This is a genomic window from Streptomyces rubrogriseus (assembly GCF_027947575.1).
GTDB lineage: Bacteria > Actinomycetota > Actinomycetes > Streptomycetales > Streptomycetaceae > Streptomyces > Streptomyces rubrogriseus.
On the sequence record NZ_CP116256.1, the window covers coordinates 5,469,999 to 5,485,811 of the forward strand.

A 15,813-nucleotide genomic window follows, 5' to 3' on the forward strand; every position below is an offset into this window, starting at 1 on the left:
TGTGCTTTTCTCACGGCTCCTGGTGGAGCCGAGTCGGGGGGCCGCCGCTTCGGCGCGGCGGCGGCAGGAACGGCAGTCCGGCGGGCGAGTCGCCGAGGACGGAGGCGACGGCGAGCAGGCATCCGGCCGTTCCGGTGGAGAGGTCCATGGACAGGCGCATCATCTGCTCGCCGGGGAAGGCGAGCCGGTCGCGGTAGGACATGGCGTGCCAGGACAGGGCGTCCAGTTGTCGCCGTACGGCCCGCGGCCCGGTACCGGGCGCCGTGGCCGTGGTGCGGCCCAGGTGCAGGACCATTCCGGCCACGCCCCGGTAGAGCCCGGGCTGGGCGTAGAACATCGCCTGGGCCGCGGCCACGATCTCGTTGGCGGCCCGTGCGAACTCCTCGTCCGCCCGGTGCGCCAGGTAGTCGTCCAGCACCATGCCGATGCCCACGCTGCCGGCGCCCAGGTAGGGCATGGTGCGCCAGCCCTCGTCGACCTGAAGCGCGCCGCCCGCGCCGCGGACGCAGCGGGCGAGGTCCTGGCGCAGCGCGTCGCGCGCGAGGTCGAGGAGGGCGGAGTCCCGGGTGCGTTCGAATAGCCGGAGGAAGAACAGGGCCCGCCCCGCGCCGCCGTACAGCAGCCCGGCACGAGCGCGGCCGCGGTCGGCCGGCCCGCCTTCGCCCCGCAACCCGTCGGCGGCCAGTTCGGCGCAGTGCAGCGCCGCCGAGTGGAGCGCGGCCTGACCGGTGGTGGCGGCCAGCGACTCCAGGGCCAGGCCGAGACCGGCGGTGCCGCCGTGCAGGTCCGGACCCAGGTGGTCGAGCGGCTGGTCGAGGAGGAGTTCGGCGAGGTCGAGGGCGCGGTCGCGGTGACCGAGGCGCTCCAGGGTCCAGGCGAGTCCGGCGAGCCCGTCGTGGAAACCGAGCGGCATGCCCGACGGCGGTCGCTTGGTCCGCTCCAGCAGCCACTGCTCGCCGTCCTCGTCCCGTCCGGCCCCGCTCTCGGCCAGGGCGTACAGCACCCCCGCCGCACCGTGGGCGAAGGCCAGCCCGCCGCCCGCCGTGGCGAACTGCGCGATGTCACCGGGGAAGAGGCGGTCCGTGCGGGAGGGGGTCGCGGAGGCACGGATCGCCGCCACCATGGAGTCCCGGCTGCGCGGCCAGTCGTCCGGCCGGACGGGCGCCACCGGCCCGGCGGGCCGCCGCACCGCCGGGGCCCGGTGGACGCGCGTGGTCTCGTCGAGGCGCGTGACCTCGTCGCTGCGCGTGCCCCCGTCGCTGCGCGTGCCCCCGTCGACGCGCGTGCCCCCGTCGACGCGCGTGCTCCCGTCGACCCGCGTGATCTCGTCGACCGCCGCGTCCAGGAAGGCCCGGTCCACCGGGAACTGCTCCGCCACCACCTCCGCGAGGTGCGCCGCCTTGTGCCGGTCGACGGCCAGCAGACTGGTGAGCGGGAGGAACAGCGCGATCCGCAAGCACGCCAGCGCGTACCGGTCCACCGCCACCCCACGCCGGTCGGCAGGCGCCACGAACCCCGGGTTCGCCACGATCTGCCGTCCCGCCTCGTCGACGTGGTGGGCGGCCTCGAAGTCCAGCAGGGCGACGCTGTCGTCGTCCCGGACCATGATGTTGAACAGGTGCAGGTCGTTGAAGACCACACCCCGGGCGTGGACCTCCGCGACGGCGCGTTCCACCCGCGCGTGGACGTCGAGGGCCCAGTCGGTGTACTCGGCCAGTCTCCGCTCGCCCGGGTCGGCCTCGATGAGCGGGTGCCGGCGGGCGAAGAACGTGTTGAGCGGCTTGCCGTCGATGTGCTCCAGGACGAGGAAGTGGTGCTCCCCGACCGTGAGGTGGTCGAGCACCTCCGGTGTGCAGGCGAGCCCCGACAGCCGCTCCAGCGCCCGGCGTTCACGGTGCAGCCGGGTCACGGCGTCGGCGCCGTCGGCCGCCAGCCCGGCGTGCGGACGGGCCTCCTTGAGGACGACCCGCGCACCGGTGCGGGTGTCGCGGGCGAGGTAGACGCCGCCGCCGTTGGAGAAGTGCAGCGCCGACTCGACGGTGTACGGCATGCCGGTCACGGTCACCGCGGAGCGGGCGTCGAGGTGCGGGCGCAGGAAGGCGGGCGGGTCGACCCACTCCGGGATGCGGAAGACCGGACCGCGCAGGTCCGGCACCAGCACACCGTCGGGGCCGGACACGGCCGGCCGCAGTTCCCCGTCCGCGTCGTAGCAGTCGCGCCGGGTGAAGCCGCCGTAGCGGACGTGCACGGGCCCGTCGCCGATCCGCAGGTCGCTCAGGATGTGCGGTCCGGGCTCGCCGGCCAGCAGCTCGGACAGCTCTCCCACGAGCCGCTCGAACTCCGCCTCGTCCGCCGGGTACACGGTGACGAACTTGCCGCTGCCCGCCCGGTCCGCGTACTTGGCGTTGCGCTGGTGCAGCAGGTAGCGGCTGGGCACGAACTTGAAGGCCGTACCGCCGTCGACGCAGTGCCGCCACACCCGGTCGAGCACGGACTCCGCGTTGTCGAGGCAGGCGGAGACGTGGATCTTCCATCCCTGGGCGGGCAGGTCGGCGTCGGCCGGACGCAGGGCGAGCCAGTCCCCGCTCTCGTGGCGCTGCCACCCCTGCGGTACGGGCGAGGAGGCGGCGGCGTACCGGGAGCGCGCGGCCCCGGTCCGGTCGGCCGTGCGGTGCGGGGCGTCGTAGAAGTACGGGTCCGCGTCGCAGTACACGGCGTAGCCCTTGTTCACGCCTGCTCCCTCCCACCGGTGGCTGACGGAGACGACGCTGTCACGCGGCGTACCGCCTCGGACAGTTGCGGCTGTCACCACTCCGAGGTGCGGAACGCACAGGTAACTTCGCGGCTGCGGGACTCCCGGAGGCGGAGAATTCCGTGTGGCGGAAGTGCTGTTGCCGGGGCGGGACGGCGTGGCGATGGTGTGACCACACGACGTCGAGGACGACGGGAGCCGCGCATGCCGCACATGACCGCCTTCGCCAGGAACCAGTGGTACGTCGCCGCCTACAGTCACGAGGTGGGGCGCGAGTTGCTGGGCCGCACGGTCCTCGGCGAACCGCTCGTGCTCTACCGCGCCGAGGAGGACGGGAGCCCGGTGGTCCTGCACGACCGCTGTGTGCACCGCCGCTATCCGCTGTCCGAGGCGCCGACGCGGCTGGACGGGGACCGGATCGTGTGCGGCTACCACGGGTTCACCTACGACACGACCGGCACCTGCGTGTACGTGCCGGGCCAGAAACGGGTCCCGCGCACCGCCCGGGTCGCCTCGTACCCGGTGGCCGAGCGGGACTCCCTGGTGTGGGTGTGGATCGGCGACCCGGCGCTGGCCGACCCCGAGGCGGTGCCGCGGGCCCGGCACCTGGACGCGCCGGGCTGGGTCACGGTCCGGGGCATGGAGCCGATCGACGCGGACTACGGGCTGCTGGTCGACAACCTGCTCGACCTCTCCCACGAGACCTATCTGCACGGCGGTTACATCGGCACGCCCGAGGTCGCCGAGACGCCGATCACCACCGAGGTCGACGAGGGCGCCGGGATCGTCCGGGTGAGCCGGCACATGGACGACGCCGAGTGCCCGCCGTTCTACGCCAGGTCGACGGGGATCGTCGGGCGCATCGACCGCTGGCAGGACATCGAGTACCACGCGCCCTGTCTGTACCTGCTGCACAGCAGGGTCGCCCCGACCGGTGTGGTGCCCGCGCCCGACGGCAGCGACCCGGACGGTTTCCACACCGAGATCACCTACGCCATCACGCCGTCGGGCGACGGCAAGGTGTACGACTTCTGGGCGGTCTCCCGGGACTGGGCGACGGACGACGCCGAGGTCACCGAGTTCCTGTACAAGAACAACCGCACGGTCGTGATGCAGGACGTCGACGCGCTGAACCTGCTCCAGCGCACGCTGGGCGGTGAGCGCACCGGCTATCAGGAGCTGAGCATCAACATCGACACCGGAGGCCTGGCGGCGCGCCGCATCCTGGCCCGGCTGGTCGAGGAGGGCGCCGGGGCCGGACCGCGGGCGGCCCGGTGAGCGGCCGCACCGGCGAGGTCTACCGCGTCGACTGGCTGCCCGGCACCGACGTCCTGCGCGGCACCTGCCACTGCGGCGCCGAGCACACCGCCGAGGACCCCGTCGCGATGTGGGACTGGATGCTCGCCCACCCGCGAGGACACGACCTGCCCGGGGACGGTTCATGACCCGGTACGAAGCCGAACTCGTCGTCGCCCGCCGGGATACCGCGGCCGACGGCGTGCTCGTCCTCACCCTGCGCCACCCGCTGGACGAACGGCTCCCGGCCTGGGAGCCCGGCGCCCACGTCGACGTGGTCCTCGGTCCCGGCCTGGAGCGGCAGTACTCGCTGTGCGGCGACCCGGCCGACCGGGCCGAGTGGCGGATCGCGGTGCTGCACGAGAAGGGCGGGCGGGGCGGCTCGGCCTACGTCCACGGGGAGTTGCGGGCCGGGGACGAGGTCCGGGTGCGCGGCCCGCGCAACAACTTCCGGCTGGAGCCCGCGCCCCGCTACCGATTCGTCGCCGGCGGCATCGGCATCACCCCCGTCCTGCCGATGCTGGCCGCCGCCGAGGAGGCGGGCGCCGAGTGGACCCTGCTGTACGGCGGGCGGACCCGGGCCGGGATGGCGTTCACGCAGGAGTTGGCGCGGTACGGCGACCGGGTCACGCTCGTCCCGGAGGACGAGTCGGGGCTGCTCGACCTCGCGTCCGTGCTCGACGACCTGTCCCCGGACACCCTCGTCTACTGCTGCGGGCCCGGCCCGCTGCTGGACGCCGTCGAGGCACGCTGCCCGGCCGGGAGCCTGCGCGTGGAGCGGTTCCGCCCGAAGGAGGCCGACGCGGACGCCCCGGCGGAGGGGGAGGCGGAGTTCGAGGTCGTGCTCGCCCGCAGCGGCCGTACGGTGGTCGTGCCGCCCGGTGTCTCGGTCCTGGACGCGGTCCGCGGAGCAGGCGTCGAGGTGCTCTACTCCTGTACGGAGGGCACCTGCGGCACCTGCGAGACCGAGGTCGTCGAGGGCGCTCCCGACCACCGGGACTCGGTGCTCACCGAGGAGGAGCGGGCCGCCGGGGAGACGATGCTCATCTGTGTGTCGCGGTGCCGCGGCCGACGGCTGGTGCTGGACCTGTGACTCCGCGGCGACACCTCCTCGGTTGAATCCTCAACGGCCCATCTCAGCAAGAGCATTGACCACGACTGAGCGCCGGCCCTACGTTCCCGCTGAGCACGTTCCCACTGAGCACGTTCCACTGAGCACGTTCCTCCAGGGGGAGTCATGCGTCGTCTGCTCGTCGGCCTCACGGCCGTGTCCGTCCTGGCCGCCGCGACGGCGTGCGGCTCGTCCGACGACTCCGGGGGGTCGGACGGGTCCGGCTCCTCCGGGGGCACCACCGAGGTCGAGGTGGGCCTCATCCCCATCGTCGACGTCGCGCCCCTGTACCTGGGTCAGAAGAAGGGGTTCTTCGAGAAGCAGGGCCTGAAGCTGTCGTTCTCCAGCGCGCAGGGCGGCGCGGCGATCGTGCCGGGGGTGGTCAGCGGCCAGTTCCAGTTCGGCTTCAGCAACATGACGTCCCTGATGATCGCCCAGTCGAACGACGTGCCGGTGAAGGCCGTGGCCAACGGCATCGCCTCGACCGGTGAGGTGGGCAAGGACTTCGAGGCGCTCACCGTGAAGGGGGACAGCCCGCTCCGGTCGCCGAAGGAGCTGGAGGGCAAGAAGGTCGCCATCAACACGCTGAAGAACATCAACGAGACGGCGGTGCGGGCCTCGGTGCGCAAGGCGGGCGGCGACCCGGACGAGGTGGAGCTGGTCGAGCTGGCCTTCGACCAGATGCCGGCCGCACTGGACGCCGGGCGGATCGACGCGGCGATGGTGGTGGAACCGGCACTGGCCACGATCAAGAGCCAGGGCGGCCGGGAGATCGCCTCCCCCATGATCGACGTCGCCCCGAAGCTGACCGTCGCCATGTACTTCACCTCCACCAAGTACGCGCAGGAGCACCCGGAGGTGGTGGAGAAGTTCCGGGCGGCCACCGCCGAGTCCCTCGCCTACGCGGACACGCACCCCGACGAGGTGCGCGAGACCGTCACCACGTACACGAAGATCCCGGCGGACGTGCTGGCGAAGGTGACCCTGCCGAAGTGGCCGGCCGAGCCCGATCGCGCCGCGATCGAGGAGCTGGCGAAGCTCGGCGAGGCCGACGGTCTGTTCAAGCGGACGCCGGACCTGGACAAGCTACTGCCGTGAGGGGCGAGAACGCCGCACTGGGTGCGGCCGGGCTCGCGGCCTTCCTCGCCCTGGGCGAGGCCGTGCCGCGGCTGGGCCTGGTCGAGGAGGAGTACTTCCCGCCCACCAGCCGGATCGCCGACGCGCTCGGCGCGGAACTCGCGGACGGCGCCTTCTGGACCGCGCTCGGCGACACCCTGACCGGCTGGGCCATCGGCCTGGCCGTCGCGGTCGGCGCGGGGATCGTCGTGGGGGTGCTGCTGTCCGTGGTGCCGTACCTGCGTGCGGCGACGGCGTCCACGATCGAGTTCCTGCGCCCGATCCCGTCGGTCGCGCTGATCCCGCTCGCGGTGCTGCTGTACGGCACCGAGCTGCGGTCGGTGCTGCTCCTGGTCGTGTACGCGGCCTTCTGGCAGGTGCTGATCCAGGTGCTGTACGGCGTCCGGGACGTCGACCCGGTCGCCGAGGAGACGGCGCGCTCGTACGGCCTGGGCACCTGGGCGCGGGTCCGGTACGTGCTGTGGCCGACCGCGCTGCCCTACGTCATGACCGGGGTGCGGCTGGCGGCGGCCGTGGCGCTGATCCTCGCCGTCACCGCCGAGTTGGTCGTCGGGGCGCCGGGTCTCGGTGCCCGGATCGCGGTGGCGCAGACCTCGCAGGCCGTGCCGGAGATGTACGCGCTGATCGTCGTCACCGGTCTGCTGGGCCTGCTGATCAACGTCGGCGCGCGGTCGGTGGAGCGGCGGGCGCTGGCCTGGCACCAGTCGGTGCGCGGGGAGGTGGCGGTGTGAGGCGCCTGCTGCTGCGGCTGGTGCTCGTGCTCGCCCTGCCGGTGGTCCTCGTGGCCGTCTGGTGGGTCTCCTCGTCGGGCAGCGAGGACGTGTACTGGCCGCCGCTGCGGACGATCGTCGAGACCTTCCCGCAGGTGTGGACCGGCGAGCGGTGGCGCGGTGACGTGCTGCCCAGCGTGCTGCGGCTCGCCGCCGGTTACGCGCTGGCGGGCGTCGTCGGTGTCGCGCTCGGCACGCTGATCGGCTCCTACCGGCGGGTGCGGGCGGTGTGCGAACCGGTGCTGGAGTTCCTGCGCGCCGTGCCGCCGCCGGTGCTGGTGCCGGTGATCATGCTGTTCGCGGGCATCGGCGACACGATGAAGATCGTCGTCATCGCCACCGGCTGTGTCTGGCCGGTGCTGCTCAACACGGTCGAGGGGGTGCGGGCGGTGGACGCGGTGACGGCCGAGACCGCCCGGTCCTACGGCATCACGGGTGCCGCGCGGCTGCGGCACGTGGTGCTGCGCTCGGCGAGCCCGCAGATCTTCGCGGGGCTGCGCCAGGCGCTGTCCGTCGGCATCATCCTGATGGTGATCAGCGAGATGTTCGCGGCCAGCAACGGGCTGGGCTTCACCGTCGTGCAGTTCCAGCGTTCCTTCGCCATCCCCGACATGTGGACGGGCATCCTGCTGCTCGGTCTGCTCGGCTTCGTGCTGTCGGTCCTCTTCCGGCTGGTCGAGCGGCGGGCGCTCGGCTGGTACCACGGCCTGCGCGCCGCCGCCCGGCGGTCCCGGTGAAAACCGGTGAAACCCCCGTACCTCGTGACTCGTGAAAGGGCGGTCCATGCTCGACGTACGTGGCCTGAAGAAGGTGTACGAGGGTGCGGGGCGGCGCGTCGAGGCGGTGCGCGATCTGACCTTCACCGTGGCGGCCGGTGAACTGGTCTGCATGGTCGGCCCGTCGGGCTGCGGCAAGACGACGCTGCTGAAGTGCGTGGGCGGACTGCTCGAACCGACGGCGGGCGAGGTCTTCCTGGCCGGCCGCAGGGTGACGGGTCCGCCGCCCGGGACGGCGTTCGTCTTCCAGGAGTACGGGCGCAGTCTGTTCCCGTGGCTGCGGGTCGGCCAGAACGTCGAACTCCCCCTGAAGCAGAAGGGATTGAGCAGGGCACGGCGCGGAGAGCTGGTCGCGGAGGCGCTCGCGTCGGTCGGGCTCGCGGACGCCGCCGGGGCCTACCCGTGGCAGTTGTCCGGCGGCATGCAGCAACGGGTGGCCATCGCGCGGGCGCTGGCGTACGAACCCGAGGTGCTGCTGATGGACGAGCCCTTCGCGGCGGTCGACGCGCAGACCCGCGCCGACCTCGAGGACCTGGTCCGGGCGCTGTGGCGGGAGCGGGGTATCACGGTCCTGTTCGTCACCCATGACATCGACGAGGCCGTCTACCTGGGCGAACGGGTGATCGTGCTGTCCGCCTCCCCCACCGTCGTACGGGAGCAGCTCCGGGTCGACCTGCCGGACGCGCGGGACCAGGTGCACACCCGGGTGGCTCCCCGCTTCGCGGAGCTGCGCACCCACGTGTACGAGCAGATCCAGGCGGCGAAGCGCGGCGTGTCCGCCGCCCCGCCCCCGCCCTGACCACCCGTCACTCGGCGGCGGGAACGACTCTCAGGTGGGAGGGGGCGTGGCGGGCACGTGGTGCTCGGTGCGCGGTGCGGCGCGGCTCCCTGAGGACCAGCGTCAACCGCGTGTAGCCCAGCTCCTGGAGCGACGCGGGCGTTTCGACCACGACCCGGCACTCGGTGGTGCCGCGGCGCGGGTCGGGGTGGTGCAGCGGCCGCACGGCACCGTCGTGTTCGACGGCCCGCGCTCCGACGGCGCGGATCCAGTGCGGCAGGCCCTGGCGGTAGGCCGCCTCCATGATGGGGTCCTGGGCGATGTCCCGGCGGACGGCCTGCAGTCCGGGGTCGTGGCCGTACCGCTCCAGGGTGGCGGCGAAGTGCGCCAGCATGGGCAGGCACCAGCTCGACTCGTGCTCGCCGAGGACCGTGGCGGCGTCCGGGTGGAAGAGGACGAACCGGAGGAAGTTGTCGTCCGGCATGGCCGTCGGGTGCGGTCCGGCGCCCTGGAAGAGTGTCCGGAAGGCGCCGTTGGCCAGCACCACGTCCCAGCGGTGGTCGACGACGAGGGAGGGGAAGGGGACGGCCTCCAGGAGGGCGGTGTAGTCCTGGAGATAGGCCTGGGCCTCGGGGGTCGCCGGGGCGGGCCGCGGCGCCGGCCGCTGCCCACCTGCCTGAAATGCCATCGGGAGGTCACCCCTCTTGCCTATGCGGCCTTCTCGCGGCGTCCGCATCCTGTCGCCCCGACGCGAGGCGTGTCAACTATCGTGGCATTTCGTGCCTGTTGACGACTGAAATAGGCCACAGTTGTGGCGATGCCTGGATGTGAGTTCGAGCGGCAGGCTACTCTCCGGGAAGTTCACGGCAACTGCATGTGAGAAGCCTGTGAGGCCTGTGAGAGACGTAGGAGAGCTGTCGGTGACGGGTGGCTTCGAAGGTCCGGGCGCCAAGCCGACCACCACGCTGGCCGCCGTCGTCGCCCGGGTCGGCGCCCTCGCGGACCGGCTCGACGTACCGCACGCCGAGGTCTTCGACGTGGGCCGGCTGTCCGCCGCCTCCGGCGTCCCCGAGGCCGTCGTCGGGGCGCTGCTCGGGGGCCGGCCGACGGGCGAGGCCGACGTGCAGACCAGGTTCGTGCAGCGGCTGGACCTGCTGCGCCGCACCCGGCTGAAGCCGAACGGCCGCAAGTACACCCAGCAGGAGATAGCCGACGGCGCCGGGATGTCGCGGCAGCAGGCCGGTGCGCTCATCAACGGCGACCGGCGCCCCACCATGGAGCACTGCGACGCCATCCAGCGCTTCTTCCGGGTGCACGCCGGATTCCTCACCGCCGAGGACCCCGAGGCGCTCGCGGGCGCCCTCCAGCGCACCGAGCAGGAGCTGCTCCAGCAGCTCGCCGACCGGGAGCGGGAGGCGGCGGCCCCCGCCGACGACCCGCTGGAGCGGCTGCTCCAGGACCACGGCGTGCGCGGCATCGCCTGGCGGGCCGCACAACTGCCCACCGACCAGCACCGCGACAAGGTCGCCGAGTGGCTGGACATGCTCCTGGAAAGCGTCAAGCGGCCCGAGTCGTGAGGACGGCATTGTCAGTGGTGGACGGCAAGCTGGGAGGGTGCCGCCGCCGTGCGGGGGCGCGTGACCGCTGACGTCGTTGTGGGGAGAGCCGACCGATGACCACCGCCGTACTGACCGACCACGAACGCACCGCCGTCCAGGCCTATCTGCGGCTCCTGCACACCGTGCGGGCCGGTTTCGACACCGGGGCGGGCCCCGGCGACTCTCCCCGCCCGCCCGTCGTCCCGCCCTCCGTGCTGGCCGAGGCGGAGCAGGCGCTGCGGGCCGCGGGACTGACGGGGAACGAGGAGGCGTTCTTCCGGCTGCTGCGGGACTGGTGCCCGCCCACCTGACCGGCGGGCGGGCGGCCGGAGTTCAGGTGCGCGGGACCGTGACCGCCGTGGTGACCAGGCCGTCCCGGGCGCTCCAGCGGCCGTCGAAGCGGCTCAGGCGCCTGCCGTCCACGGTCGGTCCCGGCACCAGGAGGGCGGCGTGCAGGGTGCCGCGGCGCGGGTCGACCGGGTCCACGCGGATCTCGATGTCCGCCTCGGTGAAGTCCAGCCACTGCCCGGTGAGGGGGTACCACGCCTTGTAGACCGACTCCTTGGCGCTGAACAGCAACCGGTCCCAGTGGACGCCGGGCCGCTCGCCGCCCAGCCGCCGCAGCAGGGCCACCTCGGCGGGCAGGGCGATGCTCTCCAGGACGCCGTCCGGGAGCGGGCCGTCGGGTTCGGCGTCGATGCCCAGGGAGGCCAGGTCGGTCAGTCGGACCAGGGCGGCGGCGCCGTAGCCGTCGCAGTGGGTCATGCTCCCGGCGAGTCCCTCGGGCCAGCGCGGCGCCCCGCGCTCGCCGGTCGGCACGGGCTGCGCCGGCACGCCGAGCTTCTCCATGGCCCGTCGGGCGCAGGACCGCACCACGGTGAACTCGCGGCGCCGCTTGGCGACCGCCCGCGCGACGAGCGCCTCCTCCTCCGGATACAGGGGCAGGTGGCCGGCGTCGTCCTGGCCGAAGGCTTCCACGGCGACGACCGTGCCGGGCAGCAGTTCCTCGATCAACGGGACACCTCCTGGTGCGACGGCGCCGTGGACGGCTGCGTCGACGGCAGGATGCGGCGCAGCTGCCCCGGCGGCCCGGGCCGCTTGCGCCACTCGCGGGGATAGCCCACCGAGACCTCCTCGAAGCGGACCCCCTCGTGCCAGGTGGTGCGCGGGATGTGCAGATGCCCGTAGACCATGGTCTCCACCCGGAACCTGCGGTGCCAGTCGGCGGTCAGCGAGGTGCCGCACCACATGGCGAACTCGGGGTACCACAGGACGTCGGTCGGGTGCCGGTGCAGCGGGTAGTGGTTGACCGGGATCGTGGGCAGGTCCGCGGGGATCCCGGCGAGCCGGCGCTCGGTCTCGGCGACGCGCGCCCGGCACCAGGCCTCGCGGCTGGGATAGGGGTCGGGGTGCAGCAGGTACTCGTCGCTGCACACGACGCCGGTGCCCTGGGCGTACTCCAGTCCCTCGGCCTTGGTCGCACACCCCGCGGGCAGGAACGAGTAGTCGTAGAGCAGGAAGAGCGGCGCGACGACCGCCGGGCCGCCCGCGCCCTCCCACACGGGGTACGGGTCCTCGGGGGTGGTCACGCCCAGCTCCCGGCACATCTCGACGAGGTACTCGTAGCGGGCGACGCCGCGCAGGTCGACCGCGTCCTTGGGATGCGTCCACAGTTCGTGGTTGCCGGGGGCCCAGACGACCCGGCGGAAGCGGTCCGCGAGGATGCCGAGCGCCCAGCGGATGTCGGCGACGGTCTCCGCCACGTCGCCGGCCACCAGGAGCCAGTCGTCGTCGGACTCGGGGCGCGTCCGCTCGACCAGGGCCCGGTTCTCCTCGTATCCGACGTGCAGATCGCTGATGGCCCACAGCTTCCCCCGAGCCCCGGCGCTCGTCGTCATCCCCCACCCCTCCCAGACACACGTTCGACGCCACGAGATCACATCCCCGCCCGGGTCACAAGGCGGCCCGGCCCGGCCGTGCGACGGCCCCGGGGACCGCCGAACGGCCGGGCCGAGGCATCCGTGTGACGCTCGTTGCGCTCGGGGCCGCGCGTACCCCTATGATCGCCCCAACACCACCGCCACGACTCTCCTTTCGCGCAGAGCGGCTCGGTGTCCCTCCAAACCCCTGGCCGGGCACGGCCCGCTTCGCCCTGCCCGCGAACCCTGGAAGGCGGCTTGCATGGCTTCTCCCGTACGCGTCTGGCTCAACCGCACGTACGCGGAGAACGTCTTCTTCATGGATCAGCTGCGGAGAAATCCCGCCGACCGGGCCGTCGAGATCCATGCCACGCACGGCGACCCGGACTCCCCCGTGCTGGCCGCCGCGGACACCGCGGAGCTGGAGCCCGAGGGGCTCTCCCCGGCCGGTTACGTCGAGTACGCCCTGGCCCAGTGCGCGCGGCGCGGCATCGACGTGTTCGTGCCCCGGCTGCACCAGTCCGCGATCGTGGCCCACCGCGCCGAGTTCGAGGCGCTGGGTACGGCCCTGCTCGCGCCGCCGCCCGAGGCGGTGGCCGTCTTCCGGGACAAGGTGATCGCCTACGAGGCGGTCCGGGCCGTCGGCGTGCCGGTGCCGCCGTGGTGGCGGGTGCGCACGGCCGACGAACTCGTCCTCGCCGTGGAGGAACTGGAGGCGGGCGGCCACCGGGCGTGCTTCAAGCCGGCCTCCGGCGCGGGCGGGGTGGGCTTCCGGACGGTCACCCGGGACCCCTTCTCCCTCGCTCACCTGAACGGCTTCCCCAGCCCGTCCGTGCCGCTGTCCCTGGTCGTCGAGGCGCTGCGGGCGGCCGAGGAGCCCGTGGACTGGCTGGTGATGCCGCGCCTGGAGCAGCCGGAGGTCTCGGTGGACTGCCTCACCGGGACCGACAACCGGGTCCGCCTCGCCGTGGGCCGCACCAAGAACGGCCGCCGCCGCGGGTTCACCCTGCACGAGCAGTGGCTGGCACCGGCACGGCGGATCGCCGAGACGTTCGGGCTGCACCACCTGTCCAACGTGCAGTTCCGGATGTACGGCGACCGGCCCGTCCTGATGGACGTCAACACCCGCCCGGCGGGCGGACTGCACCAGCTGGCGCTGTGCGGGGTCAACGTGCCGTGGGCGGCGGTCCGGCTGGCCCTCGGCGACGACCCGGGCGAGCTGGAGCCGCCGTTCCTGGGTCAGGACTACGCGGTGGTGGCGGGACCGCGTCCGCTGCGCCCGGTGACCTTGCCGCACCAGCGCGCGGACCTCCCGGCCGCCGCGCCGCCGGCACCTGCGACCGCACGGCCGGCGACGGCGACGGCGACGGCGGCGAAGTCCGCCCCCGTGGGACTCACCTGAGGTAGGCCAGTCCCGGGTGCACCGCCCGGTAGCCGTCGACCAGGCGGCGGGCGACGTCGACCGAGTCGACGAGGGGGTGCAGGGCGAAGGCGCGGACCGCGGTCGCGCGGGAGCCGGTCCCGGCCGCGGCCAGGACGTCGCGCTCGACGCCCTTGACCGCGCGGACCAGGCCGGTGGCGTGGTCCGGCAGCGGATCGGCCGCCATCGGGTGGGCGCCGTTCGCGTCGACCAGGCAGGGGACCTCGATCACCGCGTCGGCGTCGAGGACGGAGAGCGTGCCGCGGTTGCGGACGTTGAGGATCAGGGTGGCGCGTTCGTCACGGGCGACGGCGCGCATCAGCGCCAGCGCCACCTTCTCGTAGCCGCCGGACAGGTCCTCGGCCTCGCGTTCGCCCGCGCCCGCCGTCTCGCGGTTCTCGGCCATGTAGGTGGCCTCGCGTTCGGCGCGGGTGCGGTCCCAGGTGGCGAGGGCCGGGGCGTCGGGGCGGCGCATCTCGTCGTAGAAGCGGGCCTGCTGGTCGCGCAGGAACGCGCCCCGGGTGAGGTCGGCCTCCCGGTAGGCGCGGACGGTCTCCCGGTTGAAGTAGTAGTAGTGCAGGTACTCGTTGGGGACGGCGCCGAGGGAGCGCAGCCACTCGGCGCCGAAGAGCCGGCCCTCCTCGAAGGAGCCGAGCAGTGCCGGGTCGGCCAGCAGCCGCGGCAGCTCGTCGCGTCCGTCGACGCGCAGGCCGCGCAGCCAGCCGAGGTGGTTGAGGCCGACGTAGTCGACGAAGGCGCGGTCCGGGTCGGCGCCGAGCACGCGGGCGACGCGGCGGCCGAGGCCGACCGGCGAGTCGCAGATGCCGACGACCCGGTCGCCGAGGTGCCGGGACATGGCCTCGGTGACCAGGCCCGCCGGGTTGGTGAAGTTGATGACCCAGGCGTCCGGTGCCAGCCGGGCCACCCGGCGGGCGATGTCGACGGCGACCGGGACGGTCCGCAGCCCGTAGGCGATGCCGCCCGCGCCGACCGTCTCCTGGCCGAGGACGCCCTCGGCGAGCGCCACCCGTTCGTCGTCGGCGCGTCCCTGGAGGCCGCCGACACGGATCGCGGAGAACACGAAGTCGGCGCCGCGCAGCGCCTCGTCGAGGTCGGTCGTCGCGGTGACGGCCGGCGCGTCGGGCACCCCGGCCGCCTGTTCGGCCAGCACCCGGGTCACCGCCGTCAGCCGGGCCGGGTCCAGGTCGTGCAGGACGACGTCGGTCACGCGTCCCTCGGCGCGGTCGCCGAGGAGCGCCCCGTACACGAGCGGTACACGGAACCCGCCGCCGCCCAGCATCGTCAGCCTCACGTCCGCACCCTTCCGTCGCCCGGCCGCACTCCCGTCCGGCGCCGATCATGGCACGGCCGGTGCCCCCGCGCGCGCACCTCCCCTTCCCTCTGGCCGGGGAGCGGGCGGACACCTACCCTCGGCCCGGTGACCGCCCCTGCCGGCCCCACCGCCCCCGAACGGCTGCTCGCCGTGCTCGCCGCGTTCGACCACGCGCACCCGGCCCTGTCCCTGACGGACATCAGCCGCCGGGCCGGGCTGAGCCTGACCACGGCGCACCGGCTGGTGGGTGCCCTGACCCGGTGGGGTGCGCTGGAGCGCGACGGTGCGGGCGTCTACCACGTGGGCCTGCGGCTGTGGGAGATCGCCGCGCTCGCCCCGCGCGGTCTCGCGCTGCGGCAGGTGGCGTGGCCGTACCTGGAGGACCTGTACGAGGCGACCCACGAGAACGTGCAGCTGGCGGTGCGGGACGGCGGCGAGGTCGTCTACATCGAGTGGCTGGCGGCGCGGTCGTCCGTCGGCGTGCACATCCGCGTCGGCGCCCGCTGGCCGCTGCACGCCACCGGGGTCGGGCTCGCTCTGCTCGCGCACGGCGAACCGGAGTTCCAGGAGGCGTACCGCACCGGTCCGCTCGCCTCCTTCACCGCGTACACGATCACCGACCCGGCACGCCTGCGCCGGGTGCTGGCCGAGGTCCGGCGCACCGGAGCGGCGGTGAGCGACCGGCAGATCACCGACGACGCCCTGTCGGTGGCCGCCCCGGTGCACGGCCCGGACGGCACGGTGACCGCGGCCGTGTCGGTCGTCGTGCCGCACGCCGACGCGCAGGTGCCGGTGCTGGTTCCGGCGGTCCGGCTGGCGGCCCGCGGCATCTCCCGGGCCCTGGGCTGGCGCCCGAATATCCCTCGCACCGGTGAGGACGGGCCCCCGTACTCCTCCTGATACTGGGACGGCCCGTGCCCCAG

General features: G+C 73.6%; 16 protein-coding genes. 11 read left to right on the plus strand and 5 right to left on the minus strand.

From position 1 onward, the window contains the following. Nucleotides 1–10 precede the first annotated feature (10 nt). Nucleotides 11–2,731, minus strand: a complete 2,721-nt coding sequence (gene lanKC / locus Sru02f_RS25015) for a class III lanthionine synthetase LanKC (RefSeq protein ID WP_167469211.1) — start codon at nt 2,729–2,731, stop codon at nt 11–13. A 225-nt stretch (nt 2,732–2,956) separates the two neighbouring features. Here lanKC and Sru02f_RS25020 point away from each other — a divergent pair, with 225 nt between their 5' ends. The 7 genes from Sru02f_RS25020 to Sru02f_RS25050 all read left to right on the plus strand — a co-directional run bounded on the left by Sru02f_RS25020 (nt 2,957) and on the right by Sru02f_RS25050 (nt 8,641). Then, nucleotides 2,957–4,030, plus strand: coding sequence for an aromatic ring-hydroxylating dioxygenase subunit alpha (locus Sru02f_RS25020; RefSeq protein WP_109028636.1), 1,074 nt, complete (start codon nt 2,957–2,959; stop codon nt 4,028–4,030). After that, complete coding sequence (locus Sru02f_RS25025) at nt 4,027–4,197, plus strand: hypothetical protein (protein WP_109028635.1); 171 nt, start codon at nt 4,027–4,029, stop codon at nt 4,195–4,197. Before Sru02f_RS25020 ends, Sru02f_RS25025 begins: the two co-directional genes overlap by 4 nt. Continuing rightward, nucleotides 4,194–5,141 (plus strand): PDR/VanB family oxidoreductase, encoded by a 948-nt coding sequence (locus tag Sru02f_RS25030; protein ID WP_109028634.1) that lies wholly within the window; start codon nt 4,194–4,196, stop codon nt 5,139–5,141. The genes Sru02f_RS25025 and Sru02f_RS25030 overlap by 4 nt, the downstream gene beginning before the upstream one ends. 144 nt (nt 5,142–5,285) lie before the next feature. Continuing rightward, complete coding sequence (locus tag Sru02f_RS25035; protein ID WP_109028633.1) at nt 5,286–6,257, plus strand: ABC transporter substrate-binding protein; 972 nt, start codon at nt 5,286–5,288, stop codon at nt 6,255–6,257. After that, the gene (locus Sru02f_RS25040) at nt 6,254–7,027 is read left to right on the plus strand and encodes an ABC transporter permease (protein ID WP_109028632.1); all 774 of its coding nucleotides are present in this window, start codon (nt 6,254–6,256) and stop codon (nt 7,025–7,027) included. The genes Sru02f_RS25035 and Sru02f_RS25040 overlap by 4 nt, the downstream gene beginning before the upstream one ends. Beyond that, nucleotides 7,024–7,803, plus strand: a complete 780-nt coding sequence (locus Sru02f_RS25045) for an ABC transporter permease (protein WP_109028631.1) — start codon at nt 7,024–7,026, stop codon at nt 7,801–7,803. Before Sru02f_RS25040 ends, Sru02f_RS25045 begins: the two co-directional genes overlap by 4 nt. Before the next feature lie 46 nt (nt 7,804–7,849). After that, nucleotides 7,850–8,641, plus strand: coding sequence for an ABC transporter ATP-binding protein (locus Sru02f_RS25050; protein WP_109028630.1), 792 nt, complete (start codon nt 7,850–7,852; stop codon nt 8,639–8,641). 7 nt (nt 8,642–8,648) lie between these two features. On the opposite strand, the gene Sru02f_RS25055 is transcribed toward Sru02f_RS25050, so the two are convergent. Then, nucleotides 8,649–9,308 (minus strand): MmyB family transcriptional regulator, encoded by a 660-nt coding sequence (locus Sru02f_RS25055; protein WP_174854951.1) that lies wholly within the window; start codon nt 9,306–9,308, stop codon nt 8,649–8,651. Nucleotides 9,309–9,540: 232 nt separating this feature from the next. Here Sru02f_RS25055 and Sru02f_RS25060 point away from each other — a divergent pair, with 232 nt between their 5' ends. Both Sru02f_RS25060 and Sru02f_RS25065 read left to right on the plus strand, forming a co-directional pair. Continuing rightward, nucleotides 9,541–10,197, plus strand: a complete 657-nt coding sequence (locus Sru02f_RS25060) for a helix-turn-helix domain-containing protein (protein ID WP_109028628.1) — start codon at nt 9,541–9,543, stop codon at nt 10,195–10,197. A gap of 95 nt (nt 10,198–10,292) precedes the next feature. Next, a complete protein-coding gene (locus tag Sru02f_RS25065) occupies nt 10,293–10,529 on the plus strand; it encodes a hypothetical protein (RefSeq protein WP_109028627.1) in 237 nt (78 codons plus the stop codon). A gap of 22 nt (nt 10,530–10,551) precedes the next feature. Here Sru02f_RS25065 and Sru02f_RS25070 read toward each other — a convergent pair whose 3' ends face one another. After that, complete coding sequence (locus Sru02f_RS25070; RefSeq protein WP_109028626.1) at nt 10,552–11,232, minus strand: 4'-phosphopantetheinyl transferase family protein; 681 nt, start codon at nt 11,230–11,232, stop codon at nt 10,552–10,554. Further along, nucleotides 11,229–12,116 (minus strand): metallophosphoesterase family protein, encoded by an 888-nt coding sequence (locus Sru02f_RS25075; protein WP_109028625.1) that lies wholly within the window; start codon nt 12,114–12,116, stop codon nt 11,229–11,231. The genes Sru02f_RS25070 and Sru02f_RS25075 overlap by 4 nt, the downstream gene beginning before the upstream one ends. Before the next feature lie 283 nt (nt 12,117–12,399). On the opposite strand from Sru02f_RS25075, the gene Sru02f_RS25080 reads away from it, so the two are divergent. Beyond that, nucleotides 12,400–13,539, plus strand: coding sequence for an ATP-grasp domain-containing protein (locus Sru02f_RS25080; RefSeq protein WP_109028624.1), 1,140 nt, complete (start codon nt 12,400–12,402; stop codon nt 13,537–13,539). Here Sru02f_RS25080 and Sru02f_RS25085 read toward each other — a convergent pair. Then, nucleotides 13,532–14,869 carry a 6-phospho-beta-glucosidase gene (locus Sru02f_RS25085; protein ID WP_174854950.1) on the minus strand — a complete coding sequence of 446 codons (1,338 nt, stop codon included), beginning with the start codon at nt 14,867–14,869 and terminating at the stop codon, nt 13,532–13,534. The genes Sru02f_RS25080 and Sru02f_RS25085 overlap by 8 nt on opposite strands. Before the next feature lie 126 nt (nt 14,870–14,995). Here Sru02f_RS25085 and Sru02f_RS25090 point away from each other — a divergent pair, with 126 nt between their 5' ends. Next, nucleotides 14,996–15,790, plus strand: a complete 795-nt coding sequence (locus Sru02f_RS25090; RefSeq protein WP_109028623.1) for an IclR family transcriptional regulator — start codon at nt 14,996–14,998, stop codon at nt 15,788–15,790. The last annotated feature ends 23 nt before the right edge of the window (nt 15,791–15,813 follow it).